The following is a 22,304-nucleotide window of genomic DNA, read 5'->3' on the forward strand; positions in this document are numbered from 1 at the left end:
GCGCTATCAGCGCTGGCGGCGGGCGTCGGCGATCTGACGGCGATGCAGACGGAACAGATGACGTTCCAGCGCCTCCTGCAAGCCTGGGGAAAGCGGCGCAAACCGCAGCCATAGCCAGTGATCGTGGCCATCGCTTGCGCTTGCCAGGACCTCGGCAGGAAGCTGTACCAGTTCAGGAAGCCAGTCGGAGGGTTGCAGGCAAACGCTGCCCAGGGTGCCCGGCGGGTGGCTGCTTGCGCAGCTCAGGCGGATTCCGCGCACCGACCAGTGCACGTTCGCCTGGATCAGTCCGGTGTCGCCCTGTTGCACCAGGCGGCCGATCAGGGCCAGCATCAGGTCGAGCTTGGCGTCCATGCGCTGCACCAGCAGGGGCAGCTCGCCACGGTCTTCGCTGCTGTCTTCGCTGCGCAGGTCTTCCACCTGGCCCAGGCTGCGCAGCAGGGTTTCTGCGGCACTGTGCGAGCCGGCGTCGCTGCCGGCACGGAAGCCGGCCGGCAGGCGCACTTCGCAGCTGAGCGTGTCGGCGAACAGCGCGGCATCGGCCGATGGCGCGAGTGTGCCGAGCGCGGACATCAGATCCGTCCGACCCGTGCGTAGGCGCGGCTGGCCGTAGAGGACGTGCGCTGCGCGCGGATCAGATCCAGCAGCTTGCGTCGACGCTCGAGCATCATCCGCATCAGGTCCTGCTGCATCACCTGCAACGTCTGCAACGCGTCGCGGTCCTGACTCAGGTCCGCCTGCTGCGCGTACTCGCGCAGGTGCAGATCGTGGGCATCCAGCATGAACGGCATCACCTCGAATTCCTCCTGCGCCATGGCCAGGCGGATGTCGGCAATTTCGGCTTGAAGGCTCTGCGCGCTATGCATGGTATGACTCACGAAGCGGCGGAAAGGCCGCGTTGGTCCAGGGGGATGGAATTCCACGCCGAATCGATTTCGCTGAGCAGATCCAGCGCTTCGGTCAACGCGGTTTCGTCGTTGTGCAGGTTGGCGGCAGTCAGCCGCTGCATCACGTAGTCGTAGAGCGCCGACAGGTTACCAGCGATCTCGCCACCGGCTTCGTGATCGAGCGATCCGTTCAAGTGGCCGACGATCGCGCAGGCTTCGCCGATGGCCTTGCCCTTGCGCGCCTGGTCGCCCTGCGCCAGGCAGGCCTGGGCCAGACGGATGCGCTGGCAGGCGCCGGCGAACAGCAGCGACACCAGCTTGTGCGGGTCGGCTTCGGTCACGCTGGTGGACACGCCGACCTTGCGGTATTGCTCGGCATACTGACGATTGGAACCGTACATGGATGACTCCTCAATGGGCTGACCTTCGTTGGTCCCGGAGCGCTGCGCTCCTGCGACGACGCTCCTGCCGGAAGGCAAGGCCGAAATCACGATAGGCCCTTCTTGTATCGGCAAGACCATTGCGGGACTTGAGGATCCTCATCACGGAAATCAGCTCGTCAGCAGGCTGCTGAGCGAACTGGTGCTGCTCTGCAGCTTGCTGATCATGGTTTCCATCGCGGTGAACTGCGCGGTGTAGCGATCGCTGAGCTTGGTCATGCGCGCGTCGAGGTCATCCAGGTCATCCTCGTAGCCCTTGATCTGCTTGTTCAAGCTGTCCGAACGCAGGGTCAGGGTGCCGTTGTTGGCGTTGACGTTGCTGTCGAGCAGCTTGGTCATGGCCGAGCCGAACTTGCTGTCCTTGCCGAGCACCTCGGCGGCGGCACCGCCGTCGGCGGCGATGGTGGTGTCGAACTTGCCGCCATCGAAGCTCATCACCCCATCCTTGTCGATGGTCAGGCCGAGCGACTTGAGTTCGGTGAGGTTGCCGCTGACCTGGCCGCGCAACTGCTGCTGCAGGCCGCGCACCAGCGAGTCGCCGGTCAACGCCGCGGCGGTCTTGGTGGTGGGGTCGTAGGCGCTGCTCTTGGCCAGCAGGGTGTTGGCGGTGTTGTAGGCGGCCGCGTACGCGGTCAGATTGGCCTTGAGGCCGCTGGTGTCGGCCGCAACGCCCAACGTGACCTTGGTGCCTTCGGCGGCCTTGGTGAGGTTGAGCACCACGCCCGGCACGATATCGGTGACGGTGTTGGAACTGGAGGTGCGTTCGAAGCCGTCCACGCGCACCAGCGCATCGGTCGCGGCCACGGACTGGGTCAGGCCGCCGCTGACGCCGGGGCCATAGGTGAGGCTGCTCAGGCTGGGGTCGCTGGCGCTGACGGTCAGCGCGCCCTTGGTACCGGTGTCGACCGCGTTGAACACCAGGTGCTGGCCGTCGTTGGCGGTCACCACGCTGGCGGTGACGCCCTTGCCACCGGCCGCCTTGTTGATGGCGGCGGCGATGTCGGTGAGCTTGTCGGTGCCGCTGATGTCCACGGTGATTTTTTTCTCGCCATACCCGATCGTCAGCGTGCCGCTGCCGACAGTGGCATCGGCGACGAACGCGCCGGAGGCGAGCTTTTGCGCGCTGGCCAGCGAGACCACTTCCACCGAATAGTTGCCCGGCGCGGCCGAGCTGGTGGTGGTGGCGGTGAAGCCGGCATCGGTCGGCACTGTCGCCTTGTAGGCGTTGGTGTCGGCGCTGCTGATGACCTTGTCCAGCGCAGACTTGAGCGTGGTCATGCTGCTCTTGATCTGGCTGATCGCCGACAGCTGCGTGGTCGCGGCGGTCCCGGCCTTGTTGATGCGCGCCTGCTCCGGGTCTTTCTGCCGGGAAACCAGGGTGGACACCACAGTTGGGATGTCCAGACCGGAGCCGGAAGTGCTGATCACCGATGCCATGTTGCATTCCTCGTCTGGGCGTCCAAGCAAGGATGGACGCATGGGATTACGAGACGGGTATCGGCCGCATCCGCCAGGACTTTAGCGGCAGCGACCCCGTTTCGCTCACGAGTGTGGGTAGTGCAAGTTCCATGCCGGCGGGATGCGTCAAAAAACCTGCGCCAGCAAACCGTGCTGCGCATTCGCCCTCAAATCTCGGGCGAAGCAATCTGCGGCCACAAAAAAAGCCCCTCCGAAGAGGGGCTCTTGACTTGGTGCGAAGCGCTGCCGATTACTGCAGCAGGCTCAGCACGTTCTGCGGAACCGACTTGGCCTGGGCCAGCATCGCGGTACCGGCCTGCTGCAGGATCTGCGTGCGGGTCAGCTCGGCGGTTTCCTTGGCGTAGTCGGTGTCGCGGATACGGCTACGCGAGGCCGACAGGTTTTCCGAGGTTGCGCTCAGGTTGGCGATGGTGGAGGTGAAGCGGTTCTGCACCGCACCCATGTCGGCGCGCGAGGAGTTGACCGCGGTCAGCGCCTTGTCGACGATTTCCAGGGCCTTCTGTGCGCCGGAGAACGTGGAGATGTCCAGGGTGCTCAGGGTCGAGGCGGTGGAGCCGGAAGCGGCCGAGGCGGTGGTGATGCCGGCGCCGACGGTGATGCCTGCGGCGCTGGAAGTACCGGCGGTCAGCGAGGTGAAGTCCTGGCCAGCCTTCAGCGATTCGATCTGCACCGTACCGTCGGTCTTGATCGAGGCGTACATGCCGGTCTGGTCGAGCTTGTCGTTGATCGCCGCAGCCACCTTCTTGTTGACGTCGGCAGCGCTCTCGCCGACGCCGATCTTGACGTCCGCGATGGTGACGCTCTTGGCTGCACCGCTGGCGTCCTTGAACGACAGGCTCATGCCGCTGATCGAGCCCGATGCGGTGGAGGTGCCGGTCACGCCAGCGCCGGAAACGGCGGCAGCGAAGTTGGCCTTGCCCAGCGAATCGACGTTGGCGTCGACGATGCTGTTGATGCCGATGGTCTGGCCGGCGTCGGCGCCGACCTGGAACAGCGCGCCGGAGAAGTCGCCGTTCAGCAGCTTGGTGCCGTTGAAGTTGGTCTGGTTGGCGACGCGGTCGATTTCGGCGGTGAGCTGCTTGACTTCGGAGTTCAGCGCGTCACGGTCGGTCGGCGAGTTGGTGGCGTTGGACGACTGCACCGACAGCTCGCGGATACGCTGCAGGTTGCTGCCGATTTCGACCATCGCGCCTTCGGCGGTCTGGGCCAGCGAGATACCGTCGTTGGCGTTGCGCGAGGCAACGTCCAGGCCGCGGATCTGCGTGGTGAAGCGCTCGGAGATCGCCAGACCTGCGGCGTCGTCCTTGGCGCTGTTGATGCGCAGACCCGAGGACAGACGCTGGATGCTCGTCGACATGCTCGCGCTGCTGGTGTTGAGGTTCCGCTGAGCGTTCAGCGACATTACGTTGGTGTTGATTACCTGTGCCATTTTGATTTCTCCTAAGCGATTTTTCCGGCAAGGGGGACTTGCCCGGAGCCTCCGCAGGGGGGCCATCAAGTTGGCCGTTGCCGCTGCTGAGATGAATAACGGCGTTGCGTCGGGAACCTTTAGCGAAATCCAGTGTTTTTTTACTGTCTTTCTGCTGCGGGACGAAATACGGAAGCGTTGTGTATCAAGGGGTTTGGTTTATTCGGCAGCACCCCGTAGATCTTTAGCGTTGGTATAACTTTCGACGAATAAACTCCGTCGGCCTGCGCAAGTGCTCGCGCGCAGGAGTGCAGAAAACGCGGGTTTTCTGCTGCAAATCAGCGGATCAGGTTGAACAACGACGACGACTGCATCTGCTGAAAAATCGTTTGAGCGGCCTGCAACGAGGCCCTCTCCAGTTCGTACTGACCAAGCGCCGAGGCGTAGTCCAGATCGCGGATCGACGACAGCGTGGTCTTGAGGGTGACCTCATTGGACTCGAGCAATGAGTTGGCGTTGTCGATCGCCGACAGCTGCGCGCCGCCGGAGGCGCGCGCATCGATCATCTTCGACGAGGCCTGTGCGATATCTCGCATCGACGACTGCAGCGTGTTGATCATCGCCGCCTTCTGCGGCTGGGTCAGCGTGTCGGAGTTGAGCGCGCCGACCAGGTCGTCGATGGTGGAGAACACGTCCTTGGTGGTGGAGGCGCCGATCTGGAAACTGTCGCCCACCGCCGGTGCGCCGCTGATGCGCATGCGCACGCCGGCCGCGTTGATGTCCTCGCCATCCTTGTAGGTGCCGGTACCGACCACCGTATTGGTGCTGTCGCGCACCTCGTAGGTGTCGGCGGCGGTGAACTGCACGCTGTAGCTGCCGCCGTTCCAGCTGCCGGTGCTGGAGTCGCGGCTGAAGTCCAGCAGCAATCCGGTGCCGGTGTTGGCAGTGTTGGGGTGCGCATCCACGGTGCCGTCGCCGGTGCGGATACGCATGAAGATTTCGCTGCCGGGCAGGGTGTCGCTGACGAAGGTGTCCGGCGCCACTTCGACCTGTTTCTGGGTCTGGTCGCCGTTGTAGGTGACGCCGCCGCTGCTCTTGATGAACGGTGCGCTGCCATCGGCGGTGCCGCCGAACAGATAGCGCCCGGTGCCGTCGGTGCTGTTGGCCAGGCTGACCATGCTGTCGCGCAGGGCGGTCAGTTCCGAGGCGATCGCCTTGCGGTCGTCGGGGCTGAGCGAGGAGTTGTTGGCCTGCACCGCCAATTCGGTGACGCGCGCCATTTTGTCGCCGGCCTGCGACAGGGCGTTTTCCTGCAGGCCAAGGCGGTTCTGCACGTTGTTGGCGTTCTCGCCAAAGCGGGTGATCGCGGCCAGTGCGCGATCCAGGCCGACCGCAGTGCCGGCGGCGACCGGATCGTCCTTGGCGGTGACCAGACGCTGCCCGCTGGCGAGCTGGGACTGGATCTGGTTCAGCCGGGACTGCTTGGCCGTCATCGACGACACCGACTGGCTGTACATCATGCTGGTGGAGATACGGTCGGTCATCAGCGTACGGCACCCAGGATGGCTTGGAAGATGGTGTCGGCGGTGGAGATCATCTGTGCGGCGGCCTGGTAGGCCTGCTGCAGCTTCAGCATGTTGGCGGCTTCCTCATCGAGGTTGACGCCGGAAATCGAGTCGCGGCTGGCCTGCGCCTGGTCGTTGATGACCTTCTGCGCGTCCGAGGCATAACTGGCCGCACGCGCGGCCGAGCCGACCGAGGTGGTCAGACCCGACAGCGCGCCGTTGAGCGTGACGGTGCCGCCGCTGAGCGCCTTGGCATCGTCGAGATTGGCCAGCAACTTGGCGTTGCCGTTGTCGCTGGAGCCGGCACCGGTGGGGCCGACGCCGAAGGTGTCGCCGGCCTTGGGCGCGCCGTCCAGCGCAAAGCTCCAGCCGTTGGCGCTGATGGTCTGACCGGCGGTGTAGGCGAACGGGCCGGTACCGTCGATGGTGTACTGGTTGGCGTCGATGAACTCCACCGACGCCGGGGTCAGCAGCGCCGGGTTCTGCGCATTGGTGACCTTGACGTCGCTGATCTTGCCGGTGCCCAGGTTGGCGACCGTGGCGGTGGCCTTGACCGGGGTGGCCGCGGCAATCCGCGAAGGGTCGGTGATGGCCACCGACAGGGTGCCGGCCAGCCCGGCGGTGGGCTGCAGCAGGAACTTGTCGCCGTTGGCCGGCGTGCCGCCGACCACCAGGCTGACGCCGTTGAGCACCAGCGGATTGGCCGGGGTGCCGTTGCCGCTGAGCGGCACCGCCGAGCCGGTGCTGGCATTGGTGGCCTTCCACGTAGTGCCGTCGAAGCTGAGCGTGACGTTCTGCCCATCCACCGCCGCCATGTTGCTGAAGCTGGCGCTCAGCGACGCGCTGCCGGTGTTGCCGGGGTTGGCGGCGGTGGTGGGCGAGCCGATGTTGAAGAAGTTGCCGCCCATCGCGCCGTACAGGTCCATGCCTTGCGCGTGACCGGCGTTGAAGGTGCTGGCCATGCCCACGGCCAGGCGACCGAGTTCGGCCTGGGTCGGTTCCAGCACGCTGGTGCGGAATTCCAGCAGCCCGCCGATCTGCCCGCCCAGCGAGCTGGCGCTGAGGCTGACATTCTGGCCCTGGGTCTGCATTGCCACCTGCAGTTTGCTCGGCTGATACGGGTCGGCGACGGTGGTCAGCTTGGACGAGGTGGTTCCCACCACCAGGGCCTGGCCGCCGGAGGTGAAAACGTTCATGAAGCCGCCGTCCTGCATCACCGCGGTGCCGCCGGTGTAGCCGACCAGCTTGGACACCAGCGCGTCGCGCTGGTCGAGCATGTCCGGCGAGGCGCTGTCGATGCTGTTGCCGATGGTGCCGTTGATCTTGGCGATCTGCTGGGTCAGGCGATTGACCTCGTCCACCGCGGAGGTCAGGCCGCTGTTGACCTCGTTGCTCAGGCTGTCCATCTGCCCGTTGAGCTGCTTGAAGCGCGTGGCCAGCGAGTTGCCGCTGTCGAGCATGCTCTGCCGCTCGGCGGTGGACGAGGCATTGGACGAGACCGCACTGGTGGAGTCGAAGAAGTTCGACCACAGCCCGGCCACGTTGGTGGCGGTGTTGGAGTACAGGCTGTCGACGCGGTTGGACAGCGAGGACAGCTGCTGCAGCCGCGACAGCTCGCCGCCGCTGTCGAGCAGGCGCGAGGTGGCCAGCTGGTCGGCCACCCGGCTCACGTCGGTGATCTTGGCGCCATTGCCCACGAACGCGTAGCCCATGTCGGTGGGCGTGCGCGTTGCAAATTCCACACGTTGGCGGCTGTAGCCTTCGGTATTGATGTTGGCGACATTATGGCTAACGGTCGACAACGCCCGTTGGAAGGCGATCAGCGCACTGGTCCCGGTGGACATGATGGACATGGGCGTTTACCTCAACGACGGATGGTGCCGAGCCCAGCAGGCTCGGCGGTGCTGGCATAGCGGTTGGACAGGTCGGCCGCCGCGTTGCCGATCGCGGCCACCGCACGGTCGATGGTCGGACCGTTGGCGATCGCCGCGATCTTGGCTGCGTAGCCCGGATCGGTGGCGTATCCGGCCTGTTGCAAGCCGCGTGCAAAACCCTTGATATCGGTGCCGGCCTGCAGCGCGGGCTGGTAACGACTGTTGTTCTTCAGCAGCCGCACGTAGTCGGCAAAACTCTCCTCGGCCGAGCCATAGGCGCGGAAATCGGCGGTTTCGGTGGTCTTGACGCCATTGACGTATTCGTGGGTGCCGGTGGTGACCTTGTCGCCGCTCCAGCCGGTGGCCTTGATGCCGAACAGGTTGTTGGAGTCGCCGCCATTGCCGATGCCGCGCCGGCCCCAGCCGGTCTCCAGCGCGGCCTGCGCCACCAGCGCACGCGGATCCACGCCCAGTTCGCGTGCGGCCTTCTGCGCATGCGTCCAGATCTTGGCGACGAAGCCTTCCGGGGTACGCTCGCCCAGGCTGGCGGCGGCGCTGCTCGCCGCGCTCGCATTGACCGCGGCGTTGGCATCGGCGGCATCGCTGGCCGCCACATCGCTCCAGCGATCGTTGGCCGAGGGCCAGCTCAGCGCGGCCGCATCGTCGCTGCCGGCATCGCTGCTGCCGGTGCGCCCGGCGATCAGATCCAGCACTTGGCTCATGCCGATGCCGCCCAGGCCGCCTGCGCCGATGCCTGCAGCGGTGCCGGTGCTTGCGCCGATGCCGGTCGCCGCGCCATCGCGGCTCGGCAACGGCAACGAGGCGTCGCGCTTGCCGGCCACCAGCGAATAGGCCTTGGCGGCATCGGCGGTGCTCAGCGAGGTATTCAACGCCGGGCCGCCGGTGTCGCCGCTCAGCTGCTTGGAGATCATCGCCGACAGGCCCAGCCCCTTGCCGTCGGTCAGCGCCTTGGCCATCTGCTGGTCGTACATCTCGCGGAACATCTGGTTTTCGCCCGGAAACATCGGGTCGCCAGAGCTCGCATCGCGCATGCTCTTGACCAGCATCTGCGCGAACTGTCCTTCGAGCTGACGTGAGACCTTGTCGATCTTGGCGGGATCGGCCTTGGTGCTCGGGTTGAGATCAATGGGCGAGGCTGCGATACGCATGTCAGATCACCTCCAGCTCCGCCGTGAGCGCACCGGCTTGCTTGAGCGCTTCCAGGATGGCCACCAGGTCGCCGGGAGCGGCGCCCACTTCGTTGACCGCACGCACGATCTGATCGAGCGTGGTGCCGCCTTCGAACTTGAACATGCGGCTGCCTTCGGAGGTGGCCGTGATCGTCGACTGCGGGGTCACCGCGGTGCGGCCGCCACTGAAGGCGCCCGGCTGGCTGACGTTGGTGTTCTCGCTGATGGTCACGGTGAGCGAGCCATGCGCGATCGCCGCCGGCATCACCCGCACCAGCTGGCCGATCACCACCGTGCCGGTGCGTGCGTTGACCACCACCTTGGCCGGGGCATCGCCCGGAGACAGTTCGACATTTTCCAGCCGCGACAGCAGGCCGATACGCGCGCCGGGATCGGTCGGCGAGCGCACTGCCACGGTCACGCCGTCCACCGCACGCGCGGTGCCGGCGCCGAAGCTGCTGTCGATCGCCGCGACCATGCGCGAGACGGTGGTGAAGTCGTTCTGGTGCAGGTTGAGGGTGATCTCGCCGCTGCCGGCAAACACGTCCGGCAATGCGCGTTCGACGGTGGCGCCGTTGGGAATGCGGCCGACGCTGGGAATGTTGACCGACACCCGCGAGCCGTCCTTGCCCTGCGCGCCGAAGCCACCGACCACCAGGTTGCCCTGCGCCATCGCATAGACCTGGCCGTCGGCGCCTTTCAGCGGTGCCATCAGCAGCGAGCCGCCACGCAGCGACACCGCGTTGGCGATCGAGGACACGGTGATGTCGATCGGCTGGCCGGGCTTGGCGAACGGCGGCAGTTCGGCATGGATGGCCACGGCCGCGACGTTTTTCAGCTGCGGATTGACGTTCGCCGGAACATTGACGCCCAGCTCGCCGAGCAGGTTCTTCAGGCTCTGCACGGTGAAGGGCGCCTGGCTGGTGCGGTCGCCGCTGCCGTCCAGGCCGACCACCAGGCCGTAACCGACCAGCGCGTTGCCGCGCACGCCGCCGACCTGGGCAAGATCCTTGATGCGCTCGGCCGAGGCCGGCGCGGCGATCGCGCAGACCGCCACAGCGGCAGCCAGCAGACGGAAGGGCAGGGAAGACAGGTTCATGGTCGCAGGCTCAGTAGGGCGACAGACGGGAATTGAAGAAGCGGCTCAGCCAGCCCATCGCATTGGACTGCGCGATCGCGCCGCGGCCGCCGTAGGCGATGCGGGCGTCGGCCACCTTGCTCGAGGGCACGGTGTTGTCCGGGGCGATGTCGGCGGCGCGCACGATGCCTTGTACCTGCACCAGTTCGTCGCCCTGGGTCAGGCGCAGGTTCTTCTGCCCCTGGATCACCAGATTGCCGTTGGGCAGGCGCTGCATCACGGTGACCGTGACGCTGCCCTGCATGCGGTTGCTTTGCGCGGTGTTGCCCTTGCCGTCGAAGCTGCGATCGCCGCTCAACGAGTTCTGCAGCACGTTCAAGCCACCGACGGTGAGTGGCGCCCCCAGCAGCGTCGGCGCGGCCATGGTGGTCGCGTCCTTCTTGCTGATGCTGGTATTGGCGGTGGACGAGGCGGTGGTGCTTTCCACCAGGTTCACCGTCAGCAGATCGCCGACATCGCGGGCGCGGCGGTCGCCGTACAGATTCAGGCTCGGGCCGGCGGCGTAGATCGCCCCGGCGGTGGGCTGCGCCACCGGCGCGACCACCGGCACGATCGGCGCCAGTTCGGCGAACGGCCGCACATCGCCGGCCGCCACGCAGCCGCCCAGCAGCGCGCTGCAGGCAATGGCGAGGCACAGGGAGGAGAGAGAAGGCAGGCGGGACATGGCGTGGATTCCTGAGAGGGCAGCGACCGGCGGGCCGATCAGACGTTGTTGTTCAAGTAACCGAGCATCGAGTCGGTGGTGGAGATCGCCTTGGCATTCATTTCGTAGGCGCGCTGCGTCTCGATCATGCTCACCAGTTCTTCCACCGTGTTGACGTTGCTGCCTTCCAGCGCGCCCTGCACGGTGTTGCCCAGGCCGTTGAGGCCGGGGGTGCCGTTCTGCGCGGGGCCGGAGGCGGTGGTTTCGACGAACAGGTTCTCGCCCTTGGACTGCAGGCCCGAGGGGTTGATGAAGTCGGTCAGCGTCAACGCGCCGATTTCCTGCGCGGCGGCCTGGCCGGCCAGCGTCACGCTGATGGTGCCGTCGTTGCCGATGGTCAGCGACTGCGCGCCTTCGGGGATCTGGATGCCCGGCTGCAGCGGGTAGCCGCTGTTGGTGACCAGCTCGCCCTGCGCATTGATCTGGAAGGTGCCGTCGCGGGTATAGGCCGAGGTGCCGTCAGGCATCTGCACTTCGAAAAAGCCGCGGCCGTTGACCATCACGTCGAGCGCGCGGCCGGTCTGCTGCTGGCTGCCCTGGTCGAAGCCCTTGAAGGTGGAGACCACCCGCACGCCGGTACCCAGCTGCAGGCCGGTCGGCAGCTGCGTCTGCGCGGAGGTGGAACCGCCCGGCGCACGCACCTGTTGGTACAACAGGTCTTCGAACGCCGCACGATCGCGCTTGAAGCCGGTGGTATTGGTATTGGCCAGGTTGTTGGAAATGACCGACATGCGCGTCTGCTGCGCATCCAGTCCGGTTTTGGCGACCCACAAAGCCTGATTCATGACCCGATTCCTCGTTAGACCCGGGGATGTGTTCCGGGTACGGGTGGGTATATGCACGTGCCGTGCCAAACCCGCGTCGGATTTTTGCCGGCTGTGCACTGGATCACGCGCAGCGGGCGCGACGTCCTGCGCTGGACGGGCTGGCGGCGGGCAGGTAGCGGCTAAGCGGAAGCGGTGGAACTCTGCGCAGCAGATCAGGCGCGGTAGATCGGTCGCCGGTCAGCGATGTGTTCGGCGAGGTGTGAACCCTTGGCGCTGCGTGCGGAAGGGTTCTTGGGAGCGCGCGGTGTCCTCACCGCCCGCGGGACACGCCGCAAGTACGTCCATGTAGGCTCGGTGGCGGCATCCATGCCGCCCCACGGTCCCGCAATCGGCGAGGCCACCGCACCAGAGAGTGAATCGGTGGTCGTGTGAAAAGCTGCTTGTTGCTCGGGTTGAATCGGGAAGCCGATCGGAAGCGATGCGACCCGAGCAACACACCGCATGCTCTGCTCGCAATCCTGCGTGCCGACTATCTCGACAGGTCCTTGCCCGCCCACCGTCGCGGGACCTTACGCGGCATGGATGCCGCGTAAGAGCCTACACGGACGTACTTGCGGCGTGTCCTGCGATGGTGGGCGGGCAAGGGCCCTGCAGCCAAGTCACAAACCAGCCGCTCTGCAGCGAATGCCCAGATCAACAGCATTGCCAACTGCACACACCTGGCCGACAAACCATCGGTAGTCAGCGTCAAGCGCGTACAAACCACCTGCGAGACCGCAGGAGTCAGAGTCGAACGACATGTCACTTCGCTCGCGAGCCACGTCCCCCGGGTGGCCGCCATCCAGGTGCTCGACAGCGCGGCAAGCCAACCAGCGGTGCGTCAATGGGCGCCAGTGGCGCTTAGCCGCTGACCCGCAGCAGCGAATTGGCCGACTGCGCGTTGTCGTCGCCGTTCTTAATGATCTTGACCTGCATTTCGAACTGCCGCTGCAGCTGGATCATCTCCACCAGCGCGCCGGCGGCGTCCACGTTGCTGCCCTCCAGCATGCCGCTGTTGATGGTCTTGCCGGTGGCCACCGCAAACGCCTGCGCCGGGTCGGTGCTGGTGTTACGCATCAGCCCATCCGGGCGCCGCGTCAAACGGTCGGCGGGGGCATCGACCACCTTCATCTTGCCGACGATGGCCATGGTCTGCGGGCCTTCGCCCTGCGGAATGATCGAGATGCTGCCGTCGCTGCCGATCTCCATCGCCTGGTGCGGCGGGATCGTCATCGGGTTGCCGCCCTCATCCAGCACCGCATGGCCATTGGCGGTTACCAGCTGGCCATTGGCGGTGAGTGCCAGCTCGCCGTTGCGGGTGTAGGCCTCGCTGCCGTCGGGCGACTGCACCGCCAGCCAGCGGTCCTGCTGCAGCGACACGTCCAGCGGGTTGCCGGTGACCTTCTGGTGGCCCTGGCTGCGGTCGAAACCCTGGTCTACATGCAGCGCATCGATCCGCGACGGATAGCCCTTGCCCTGGATCTTGAACGCCTCGGTATTGGCCAACGCAGCCTTGAACCCCACCGTATCGACGTTGGCGAGATTGTGCGACACGGTGCCCTGCGCCTGCAGGGAGGCGCGGGCGCCGGTCATCGCAACGTAGAGAGCTTTGTCCATGAGGCACCGGGATTGGGGAGTCGGGATTCGGGATTCGTAAACGCGGGCTATTGCGACCTGGCAGAAGAGGGGGTAGGGCCGGTATCCGCTTGACGGAGTACCGGCTCTTGCCAATCCCTAATCCCCAATCACTCATCCCAGCCGTTAACGAATATTGATGATCGTCTGCGTGACCTGATCCTGGGTCGAGATCATCTGCGAGTTGGCCTGGAAGTTGCGCTGGGCCACGATCATGTTCACCAACTGCTCGGTCAGGTCCACCGTGGAGGATTCCAGCGAGCCGGATTCGATCTGGCCCAGGTCCGAGGTGTCCGGCGCGCCGGTGCGGGCGGCACCGGAGGTGTAGCTTTCGGCCCACATGTTGTTTCCCTGCGACTGCAGGCCCTGCGGGTTGACGAAGGTGCTCAGCGCGACCTGGCCCAGCGGCTTGTCGGCGCCGTTGGAGTAGCGCGCGAACACCACGCCGCTGGTATCGATGCTGATCTCGTTGAGCTTGCCGCTGGCATAACCGTCCTGGCGGGTGTCACGCAGCGCGAAGGCTTCGCCGTACTGGGTCGAGCCGCTGACGTTGAGCTGCATGTTCAGCACGCCGGCGCCGGTGCTCGGGGTGAACGGGTCCATCGTGATGATGCCGTTGGCCGGGGTGGTCAACGCGCCGGTATCGGAGAACTGCAGCGTGGTGGGCGCGCCGACCGCGGCACCGTCCACGTAGTTGTGCACCTGCCACTCGTTCGGGTTGGCGGTCTTGACGAAATAGGAGGTCTGCACATGGCTGACGCCCAGCGAATCGTAGACGTTGATGCCGCCGGTGGAGTGGCTGTAGGTCTTGTCGTCGGCCGGGCTGAACGGGGTCACCGACGGGGCGGTGGCATTGCCGGGCAGGGTGAAGGCCAGGTTGACCGTGGAGGTCGACTTGGGCGGGCTGTCGGTGGTCAGCAGCTGCAGGTCCGACAGGCGGCCGACGTCGAAGCCGTTGCCGCTCGGGTTGGGGGCGAAGACCTGCAGGCGCGCGCCCTGCGGATTGATCACGTAGCCGTTGGCATCGGTCTGGAAGTTGCCGGCGCGGGTGTACATCTTGGCGCCGTTGGAGGTCACGGTGAAGAAGCCTTCGCCGGAGACCGCCAGGTCCAGGCTGCGCCCGGTCGGGTCGATATTGCCCTGCGAGAACTGCTGCGCCACATTGCTGACGCGCACGCCAGAACCCACCGCGTTGCGCGACAGGCCGTAGCTGGTGCTCTGGAACATGTCGGCAAACTCGGCACGCGATTCCTTGAAACCGGTCGTGTTGACGTTGGCGATGTTGTTGGAGGTGACGTTCAGATCGGCATTGGCTGCGTTGATGCCGGACAACGAGGTATTGAAAGCCATGGATGAGGTCCTTTAAGTGTCGGTTGCCGGCTCAGCTGACGCGGAGCACGTTGGCGAGCGGGGAAGTGCCTAGCCCGGTCAGGTTGAGATACAGGCCGTCCGAGCCGATCGTGACGCTGTCCACCGGCGCGTCGACATAGGTGGACAACTTGCTTTTGGAACCGGCGGTGTCGGTCTGGGTGGCGGTCACACCGTACTTGCCGGCGGCCATGCGGTTGCCGTTGGCATCGGTGCCGTCCCAGGCAAACGACACTTCACCGGCGGCGCTGGCCGGCACGCTGAGCTGTTTGACGAAGGCGCCGTTGGCATCGGTGATTTCGAAATTGACGGTGCCGGCCGAGGTCGCGGCGACCACGCCCTTGGCCGAATTGGTGGCATCGATGGCGAGCTGTGCGGAGGGCACCAGCACGTTGTGCCCGACCAGCGAGGCGCCCTTGAGCACCTGATCGCTGCTCTGCGCCGCCGAGAAGCTGCTGACCTTGGTATTGAGGTCGCCGATGCCCTGCACGGTGGAGAACTGCGCCAGCTGGCCCAGAAACGCGCTGTTTTCCATCGGCTTGAGCGGGTCCTGGTGCTGCAGCTGCTCGGTCATCAACTTGAGGAAGTCGGCCTGGCCGAGCGATTCCTCCTTCTTCTTGGTCGCCGTGGCGCTGCTGGAGGTCAGCCCGAGGCTGGTGTAGAGGTCACTACCGATCGTGCTCATGTGAAAGGGTCCGTAAGGGAAGGGTCAGCTAGGAGGGTCAGCGACCCATGGTCAGGGTGGCGAGCGCCAGTTCCTTGGCGGTGTTGAGCATTTCCACGCCGGCCTGGTAGTTGCGCGAGGCCGAGATCATGTTGACCATCTGCGAGACCGGGTCCACGTCCGGCGAGAACACGTAGCCATCGGCATCGGCCAGCGGATGGCCGGGCTCGTAGCGACGGATCGGCGGCGCGTTGGTGGTGGTGATCTCCTTGACGTTCACCGAGGTCAGGCTGGGGTCCTGGCGACTTTGCTGGGCCTGGAAGATCGGCTCGATCGGCTTGTAGGTCGCCTCGGCCGAGCCAGCGACGGAGTCGGCATTGGCCAGGTTGGAGGCGATGGTGCTCAGGCGGACCGACTGCGCGTGCAGCGCCGAGCCGGCCACATCGAAGATGGGTAGATTGCTCATGACTTATTGGCCGGTGATCGCGGTGAGCATCGAGCGCACCTTGGATTCGAGGAAGCTCAGCGAGGCGCGGTATTCCAGCGCGGCGCGGCCGTAGGCAGCACGTTCGGCATCGGGATCGACGGTATTGCCGTCCAGGCTGGGCTGGTCGGATTCGCGGGTGATCTGGAACGGGTTGAGCCCGGCACTGCTGCCGATCTCGTAATGCTTGGCGTCGGTGGTCTGCAGCAGGGTGCCGTCGCGCACGCCTTCGGCCGATTTGAGCGCCGCCTCGAAATTCAGATCCTTTGCCTTGTAGCCAGGGGTATCCACATTGCTCAGATTGCTGGCAATGAGCTTCATGCGCTGCTCGCGTAGCGGCAGAGCATCGCCGTGGATGCCTAGAAAGGACGAGATGGAATTGGACACGGTGCTCTCCCGCGAAGTGTTACCAGGGAGAAAGCAATGTTTGTGCCAATCGAGGTGGTGCGGGCCGCGGAATGCGGAGAACAATCGGAGCTGCCGACGAACGGCGGCTTGGCCGTCCGGGAGAAGCGGTGAACATGCGTCCGTCGCGGAGCTGGTTCACGCAGGCGCGCCAGGCCGGAAGGTTCGGCGTTAACCGAGGCGCGGTCCGGCAACGTCCGGCGTCAGCGGATATCACTTTAAAAGCGGGTTGACGCACACCGCCCCGACTTCAATGCTGCCGGGCTCTTGGAAGCCCGGCGCAGCGCCTTGTCGCTGCCATCGGCTCCGACCCGGCAGCCGCCTGGCCTGCTCAGGCCGCTTCGGCGACCACTTTCAGGCGCGCCAGCACGTAGTCGGCCAATTCGTGGGCGCTGTACTTGGCCACGAAGGCATTGGCGCCCACCTGTTCGACCATGGCGTTGTTGAACACGCCCGACAGCGAGGTGTGCAGCAGCACGTACAGGCCTTGCAGGCCCGGCGTGCGCCGGATTTCCGTCGTCAGCGTGTAGCCGTCCATGGCCGGCATTTCGATGTCGGAGATGACCATCGCATAGCGGTCGGCCGGATTCTCGCCTGATGCAGCCACCTGCAAGAGGTGGTCCAGCGCCTGGCGGCCGTCGGACAACAAGGTCGCCGAGACGCCGAGCTGGTCGAGCACGCTGCGGATCTGCTGGCGCGCCACGCGCGAGTCGTCCACCACCAATACCTGGAACTGCCGGTCGTAGGCGACCAGCTGCAGCGAGGGATCCAGCTGCACGTCCTTGCTGACCTTGGCGATGTCGGCGAGCACGCTTTCCACGTCGATGACCTGGATCAACTCGCCCTGGAAGCGCGTCACCGCCGTCAAATAAGTGGCTTCGGCGCCCAGTTCCGGCGGCGGGTGGATATCTTCCACCGCAATATTGACGATGCGCTCCACGCCGCTGACCAGAAAGCCCTGGACCGAGCGGTTGAATTCGGCCACCACCAGATAGCCGGGGCCGTTTTCCGAGTGCGCGTCGCGCTCTGGATGGCCGATCGCCAGGCCCAGGTCCAGTACCGGCACCGAGCGCCCGCGCACGTCGGCTACGCCGGCGAACTCGGTCGGCAGGCCGGGCACCTGGAACAGCTCCGGGCGGCGCAGCACCTCCTGCACCTTGAACACGTTGACGCCAAAAAGCTGGCGCCCGCCCAGCCGGAACAGCAGCAGGGCCAGTCGGTTGTGGCCAGCCAGACGCGTGCGCTGGTCGATGCGGTTGAGCAGATCGTGGGTCATGGGGCAGATATCGACAGCGCCCTCGGAAAACTTGAGCGGTTTTAGCCTGGCGTGGGGGCGCTGTCGGGATTGGGGAGTCGGGATTCGGGATTGGCTCAAGCGCCGGGATCTGGTGATTTGGGATTGGGGATTGGCTCAAAGGCGTGAATGAGCGCGTTGGTCAGGCCGTTGCTGCTTCTGCAGCCCTGAAGACTTCGGAGACAGTTGGTCGGATAGACGCGCTGGCTCAAAGGGCCTTGGCACCGGCCAAATGAATCACCCGCCAAGCCGCTTTTACAAATCCCCAATCCCAACTCCCCAATCCCGGCAAAAAACAGGCACGCCTCTTGCACTGTCTGTTCCGTCTCCCTCCGGATCTGGTCCCATGCGCCTGCTCCTGCTTGTCATCTTGTTGGCTGCCGCTCCGGCCTGGGCCCAGAGCTATCAGTCTGTCGATTCCATCCGCGCTGCGGCGCTGGCCACCGTTGGCCCGGATGCCGAGGCCGAGGCCACGCTCGATCCGGGCTTGCGCATGCCGGCCTGCCCGATCGCGCTGCAGGCGCAGCCGACCGGCACCAATACGGTGGAAGTGGCCTGCCCGCAGCCGGCCGGCTGGCGCCTGTTCGTGCCGCTGAAGGTGCGCCGCAACCAGGATGTGCTGGTGCTGCGCCGCGGCATCAGTGCTGGAGAAACCATCTCGCTGGCCGATATCAGTATCGAGAAGCGTGACGCCGCCCGCATCGTCGGTGCGGTGCTGGCCGATCCGGTGGCGGCGGTGGGCAAGACTGCCCGGCGCATCCTGCCGGCCGGCTCGCTGCTGTCGGCCAACGATCTGGTCACCCAGCGGCTGGTCCGGCGCGGCGATACCGTGCCGCTGGTGGCGCGCAATGGCGGGCTGGAGGTGCGCATGAGCGGTCGCGCGCTGTCCGATGCCGGCGAAAACGAGCGGGTTTCGGTGGAAAATTCCTCTTCGCGCCGGGTGGTGCAGGGGATCGTCGAAGCGAGCGGGACCGTTGTGGTGTCCAGATAGAAAATCGCTATAAAGTTTTTTTTTGGCATGCCGTTATCCCCTACGACCTGTAGAGGAGTTCCCGACATGAGCCAGAAAATCGAAGGCAATCTACCGACCGCTGCAACCCTTCGCACCGCGGCCACGAGCAGCAAGATCGCCTCGGCCGGTGAAGATCGCGCGTCCCCGATCGCCGCATTGCCGCCGACCGACAGCGTCAAGCTGACCGGTGAGGCGACCAACCTGCAGAACCTGCAGCGCACGCTGTCGCAGTCCTCGGCGATCGACACCGGTCGCGTCCAGGCAGTGAAGGATGCGTTGCAGAACGGCAGCTACTCCATCAACCCGGATGCCATCGCCAGCCGCATGATGGATCTGAATCAGCAACTGGCGGGCTAATCCCCGACCCAAAGGATGAACGTGAACGAGTTCCTGCAACGTCTCAGCGACGCGCTGGCCGGCGAACGCCAGGCATTACTCGAGAACGACATCGATGGGTTGATGCGCCATACGCAGGACAAGCTGTCGGCACTGCGCGCGCTGGAAGCGGCAATGCCCCAGGGCGAAGAAGAGCGGCTGCGCGAACTGGCCGAAGCCAATCGCGCCAACGGCGCGCTGCTGGCACGCCGGCGCCGCGAAGTGAACTGGGCACTGCGTCATCTGGGCCGCACCGAGAGTGCGCCGTCCTACGACGCCAAGGGCCAATCGAGCGTGCTGCGCGGCGGTCGTTCGCTGGCAGTGGCCTGAAGTACCGTAGCGTGCCCGAGCGCACGCGCAGGCTGGAGCAGGTGTCTGTAGCGCAGCTTTGAGCTGCCCGGCGTGCAAGAGCGTGGCCCCGCGCAATACGAGGCCTGGGCGGTTCGGCGTATATTGAAGCGTCCTCTACGCCGCCCTGTCCCGTGACTGCCAAGTTTTTTCTCAATCAAACCCTGTTACCGTCCTCGACCATGCTGCGCGCCTTCGGCGACCAGATGCTCGAGGGCGTGCTGCTGTTCCGCGCCGACGGACAGCTGATCCTGGCCAACGCCATCGCCCGCCAGAGCCTGTGCAAGGAAGATCCTGACGACGACCGCAATCTCGGCGAACGGATCTCGCAGGTGCTGCCGTCGGATGCGCTCAATCAGGCGCGCAGCAAGGGCAGCTGGACCGGCAGCCTGCCGGTGGCCGATCGCGTGGTCATCGCGCATCTGTACTACAACGAAGAGCAGAGCGTCGGGCACTTCCTGGCGCTGTTCCACAACATCGAAGGCCAGCAGGACTACGAGCGCGAGCTGCAGCAGCGCCACGCCGAACTTCGCCAGGCCTATCTGCGTTTGAACGGCGCGCAGGACAAGCTGCTGCAGTCGGAAAAGATGGCCTCCATCGGCCAGCTGGCCGCCGGCGTGGCGCATGAAATCAACAATCCGATCGGTTACGTGCACTCCAATCTCGGCAGCCTGCAGGAATACCTGCGCAGCCTGTTCACGCTGATCGAAGCCTATGAGCGCGCACTGCAGGCGCCGGATCCGAAGGCGCTGATTCCGGAGATCGACGAGATCCGCAACCGCGCCGACATCGACTTCATCAGCCGCGACCTGCCGCAGTTGATGGCCGAATCGCGCGAGGGCATCGAGCGGGTCACCCGCATCGTGCGCGACCTCAAGGACTTCTCGTACTCGGACCGGTCCGAGTCGTGGAAGATGGTCGACCTGCATGCCGGTCTCGAATCCACGATCAACATCATCTGGAACGAGCTCAAGTACAAGGTCACGCTGGAGCGCAATTACGCCGAGCTGCCGTTGGTGGAGTGCCTGCCGTCCGAGCTCAACCAGGTCTACATGAACATGCTGCTCAACGCCGGCCAGGCGATCGTCGAGCGCGGCACGATCACCGTCACCACCGGCCGTGACGAGACCGAGAATGTCTGGATCCAGTTCCAGGACAGCGGCGCGGGCATCGCCCCGGACCTGCTGCAACGCATCTTCGACCCGTTCTTCACCACCAAGCCGGTCGGCAGCGGCACCGGCCTGGGCCTGTCGATCTCCTACGGCATCATCAACAAGCACCACGGCCGCATCGACGTCGAAAGCGTCCCGGGGCAGGGCGCCAGTTTCCGGATCGTGCTACCGGTGCGGCAGCCGCGGTAGCGCTTCGCGCTGGGATTGGGGAGTCGGGTTTAGGGATTGGCAAGAGCGGTTTTGCCGCGCTCTTGCCGTCTGCCTTGCTCAGCGAATCTCCGATTGCGGCTCAGGAATATCGCTGTTGGCTTTTACCAATCCCCAATCCCGAATCCCTATTCCCTGCCGTTACGCAGCTCATCATGCGTGCGAAATGCCTGACGAATATGCTCGCGCAGCTCGTCGTCGTTCCAGGGCTTGGTCAGGAAGCGGTAGATTGCGCCGCGGTTGATCGCTTCGGTGACCGTGGCCAGGTCGGTGTAGCCGGACAGCACCAGGCGCACGGTGTCGGGGTAGAGCATCTTGACCCGGCCCAGGAACTCGGTGCCGCTCATGTCGCTCATGCGCTGGTCCGACAGGATCACCTGCACGTCGTTGGTGGCGAGCAGGTCGAAGGCGTCGCGCACGTTGCCGGCGGCCAGGATGCGGTAGCCATCGCGGCGGAACAGGCGCACCAGCGAGCGCAGCACGTTTTCTTCGTCGTCCAGCAGCAGCAGCGTGCGGTCGGGGCGGCTTTCGGCGAACGATTCCGGGCGCAGGTAGCGGCGGCGTAGCGCCATGCCGGCCGACTCGGCCGACATCGGTTCGCCGAACAGGTAGCCCTGGAAGATGTCGCAATCGTTGCGCCGCAGAAAGCCCAGTTGCGCCTGCGATTCCACGCCGTTGGCGATCACCGTCATGCCGAGTTGGTGGCCCATCGCGATGATCGCGCGCGCAATCGCCGCCTCGCGGCTGCCGGCCGGCGCGCTCTTGATGAAGCTGCGATCGATCTTCAGCCGGTCCACCGGATAGCGCACCAGCGCGCTCAGGCTGGAATCGCCGGTACCGAAGTTGTCCAGGCTCAGGCTGATGCCTTCGTTGCGCAGGTTGGCCATCGTCTCGTGGACGAAGTTGACGTTGTTGGTCAACGCGCTTTCGTTGATTTCCAGCGTGACGAACTGCGCCGGCACGCCGGCGGTCTGCAGCATCGCCATCACTTCGTTGAAGAAGCCCGGGCGCAACAGCTGCAGCGTGGAGACATTGACCGCGATGCTGAAATCGTCGAAGCCCTGGTCGCGCCACAGCCGCGCCTGGCGCACCGCGTTCTGCAGCACCCATTCGCCGATCTGCACGATCACCCCCAGGCGCTCGGCGGTGCGCATGAAGCGCTCCGGCACCAGCATGCCCAGCGTGGGCGACTGCCAGCGCAGCAGCGCTTCCATGCCGACGATGCGGCCGTCGCGTGCGCTCACCAGCGGCTGGTAGCGCAGCCGCAGTTCGCCATGCGGGATCGCATCGACGATCTGCCGCGCAATGATGCTTTCGCTATGCGCATTGGTGGTCGAGTTGCGCGTGTACAGCCGCACCGTATTGCCGCCTTCGCGTGCGGCCTGGTAGCTGGCTTCTTCGGCGTAGTCGAGCAGGATCGACAGCGAGGTCGAGTGTTCCGGGCACAGGCTAATGCCGACCTTGCCGGTCATGAACAAGGTGTACGGCAGCACCGACAGCGGCAGTTCCAGCTGCTGGCGGATCTCTTCGGCAAAATCCTCCGGCAGCGGGGTGTCTTCGCGACGCACCGCCACCACCACTATTTCATCGCTGCCATGACGCCACAACTTGCCGCGCGTGCCGAGAAAGTCCTGCAGCCGGCGCGCCACCAGCGTCAGCGCCTGATCGCCGACTTCGGCACTCATGTTCTCGTTGATCGAGGCGAAGTGATCGATATCGATGTGGAACACCATCAACGGCGGGCCGCCGGATGCGGCAGCGTCCACCAGATGCAGCAGTTCGGGGTTGCCCGCGCCCAGGCGGGTGGGTTTGACGATTTCCAGTCCGGGCGGGATTACGGGGCTCCACAT

At 65.3% G+C, this 22,304-nt stretch carries 22 protein-coding genes; 4 read left to right on the top strand and 18 right to left on the bottom strand.

Annotation, left to right across the window (positions count from 1 at the left end; all coding sequences use genetic code 11):
* Positions 1-6: 6 nt before the first annotated feature.
* The 17 genes from ABQ137_RS17785 to ABQ137_RS17865 all read right to left on the bottom strand — a co-directional run bounded on the left by ABQ137_RS17785 (position 7) and on the right by ABQ137_RS17865 (position 17,322).
* The gene (locus tag ABQ137_RS17785) at positions 7-573 is read right to left on the bottom strand and encodes a PilZ domain-containing protein (RefSeq protein ID WP_039407720.1); all 567 of its coding nucleotides are present in this window, start codon (positions 571-573) and stop codon (positions 7-9) included.
* The gene (locus tag ABQ137_RS17790; RefSeq protein WP_039407718.1) at positions 573-866 is read right to left on the bottom strand and encodes a hypothetical protein; all 294 of its coding nucleotides are present in this window, start codon (positions 864-866) and stop codon (positions 573-575) included. The genes ABQ137_RS17785 and ABQ137_RS17790 overlap by 1 nt, the downstream gene beginning before the upstream one ends.
* Before the next feature lie 8 nt (positions 867-874).
* Entirely contained in the window at positions 875-1,288 is a 414-nt protein-coding gene (fliS, locus tag ABQ137_RS17795) for a flagellar export chaperone FliS (RefSeq protein ID WP_024939606.1), read from the bottom strand.
* A gap of 150 nt (positions 1,289-1,438) precedes the next feature.
* Entirely contained in the window at positions 1,439-2,764 is a 1,326-nt protein-coding gene (gene fliD, locus ABQ137_RS17800) for a flagellar filament capping protein FliD (protein ID WP_104553481.1), read from the bottom strand.
* A 271-nt stretch (positions 2,765-3,035) separates the two neighbouring features.
* Complete coding sequence (locus tag ABQ137_RS17805) at positions 3,036-4,235, bottom strand: flagellin (protein WP_024939608.1); 1,200 nt, start codon at positions 4,233-4,235, stop codon at positions 3,036-3,038.
* 317 nt (positions 4,236-4,552) lie between these two features.
* On the bottom strand, positions 4,553-5,758 hold the full coding sequence (gene flgL / locus ABQ137_RS17810) for a flagellar hook-associated protein FlgL (protein WP_349783279.1): 1,206 nt from the start codon (positions 5,756-5,758) through the stop codon (positions 4,553-4,555).
* Positions 5,758-7,632, bottom strand: coding sequence for a flagellar hook-associated protein FlgK (flgK, locus tag ABQ137_RS17815; RefSeq protein ID WP_349783280.1), 1,875 nt, complete (start codon positions 7,630-7,632; stop codon positions 5,758-5,760). The genes flgL and flgK overlap by 1 nt, the downstream gene beginning before the upstream one ends.
* Before the next feature lie 11 nt (positions 7,633-7,643).
* Positions 7,644-8,822, bottom strand: coding sequence for a flagellar assembly peptidoglycan hydrolase FlgJ (gene flgJ, locus ABQ137_RS17820; RefSeq protein WP_184614467.1), 1,179 nt, complete (start codon positions 8,820-8,822; stop codon positions 7,644-7,646).
* A gap of 1 nt (position 8,823) precedes the next feature.
* Entirely contained in the window at positions 8,824-9,942 is a 1,119-nt protein-coding gene (locus ABQ137_RS17825; RefSeq protein ID WP_039521506.1) for a flagellar basal body P-ring protein FlgI, read from the bottom strand.
* A 10-nt stretch (positions 9,943-9,952) separates the two neighbouring features.
* Positions 9,953-10,645 carry a flagellar basal body L-ring protein FlgH gene (gene flgH, locus ABQ137_RS17830; protein WP_016901722.1) on the bottom strand — a complete coding sequence of 231 codons (693 nt, stop codon included), beginning with the start codon at positions 10,643-10,645 and terminating at the stop codon, positions 9,953-9,955.
* Positions 10,646-10,683: 38 nt separating this feature from the next.
* A complete protein-coding gene (gene flgG, locus ABQ137_RS17835; protein WP_016901723.1) occupies positions 10,684-11,469 on the bottom strand; it encodes a flagellar basal-body rod protein FlgG in 786 nt (261 codons plus the stop codon).
* Between the two features lie 882 nt (positions 11,470-12,351).
* On the bottom strand, positions 12,352-13,107 hold the full coding sequence (gene flgF / locus ABQ137_RS17840; RefSeq protein WP_005921307.1) for a flagellar basal-body rod protein FlgF: 756 nt from the start codon (positions 13,105-13,107) through the stop codon (positions 12,352-12,354).
* A gap of 144 nt (positions 13,108-13,251) precedes the next feature.
* Positions 13,252-14,475 (bottom strand): flagellar hook protein FlgE, encoded by a 1,224-nt coding sequence (gene flgE, locus ABQ137_RS17845; protein WP_016901724.1) that lies wholly within the window; start codon positions 14,473-14,475, stop codon positions 13,252-13,254.
* 31 nt (positions 14,476-14,506) lie between these two features.
* Entirely contained in the window at positions 14,507-15,178 is a 672-nt protein-coding gene (locus ABQ137_RS17850; protein WP_016901725.1) for a flagellar hook assembly protein FlgD, read from the bottom strand.
* 37 nt (positions 15,179-15,215) lie between these two features.
* The gene (gene flgC / locus ABQ137_RS17855; RefSeq protein WP_005914451.1) at positions 15,216-15,623 is read right to left on the bottom strand and encodes a flagellar basal body rod protein FlgC; all 408 of its coding nucleotides are present in this window, start codon (positions 15,621-15,623) and stop codon (positions 15,216-15,218) included.
* Positions 15,624-15,626: 3 nt separating this feature from the next.
* Positions 15,627-16,028, bottom strand: coding sequence for a flagellar basal body rod protein FlgB (flgB, locus tag ABQ137_RS17860; protein ID WP_024939612.1), 402 nt, complete (start codon positions 16,026-16,028; stop codon positions 15,627-15,629).
* Between the two features lie 349 nt (positions 16,029-16,377).
* Complete coding sequence (locus ABQ137_RS17865) at positions 16,378-17,322, bottom strand: chemotaxis protein CheV (RefSeq protein WP_016901727.1); 945 nt, start codon at positions 17,320-17,322, stop codon at positions 16,378-16,380.
* Between the two features lie 364 nt (positions 17,323-17,686).
* Here ABQ137_RS17865 and flgA point away from each other — a divergent pair, with 364 nt between their 5' ends.
* The 4 genes from flgA (at position 17,687) to ABQ137_RS17885 (ending at position 20,436) form a co-directional block, all read left to right on the top strand.
* Complete coding sequence (flgA, locus tag ABQ137_RS17870) at positions 17,687-18,331, top strand: flagellar basal body P-ring formation chaperone FlgA (protein WP_024939613.1); 645 nt, start codon at positions 17,687-17,689, stop codon at positions 18,329-18,331.
* A 66-nt stretch (positions 18,332-18,397) separates the two neighbouring features.
* The gene (gene flgM, locus ABQ137_RS17875; protein ID WP_016901729.1) at positions 18,398-18,709 is read left to right on the top strand and encodes a flagellar biosynthesis anti-sigma factor FlgM; all 312 of its coding nucleotides are present in this window, start codon (positions 18,398-18,400) and stop codon (positions 18,707-18,709) included.
* 15 nt (positions 18,710-18,724) lie between these two features.
* Positions 18,725-19,057 carry a hypothetical protein gene (locus ABQ137_RS17880; protein WP_024939614.1) on the top strand — a complete coding sequence of 111 codons (333 nt, stop codon included), beginning with the start codon at positions 18,725-18,727 and terminating at the stop codon, positions 19,055-19,057.
* Positions 19,058-19,209: 152 nt separating this feature from the next.
* Positions 19,210-20,436, top strand: coding sequence for an ATP-binding protein (locus ABQ137_RS17885; protein ID WP_046342694.1), 1,227 nt, complete (start codon positions 19,210-19,212; stop codon positions 20,434-20,436).
* Positions 20,437-20,582: 146 nt separating this feature from the next.
* On the opposite strand, the gene ABQ137_RS17890 is transcribed toward ABQ137_RS17885, so the two are convergent.
* Positions 20,583-22,304 (bottom strand): EAL domain-containing protein, encoded by a 1,722-nt coding sequence (locus ABQ137_RS17890; protein ID WP_349783281.1) that lies wholly within the window; start codon positions 22,302-22,304, stop codon positions 20,583-20,585.

Source organism: Xanthomonas sp. WHRI 8393 (assembly GCF_040203315.1).
GTDB lineage: Bacteria > Pseudomonadota > Gammaproteobacteria > Xanthomonadales > Xanthomonadaceae > Xanthomonas > Xanthomonas arboricola.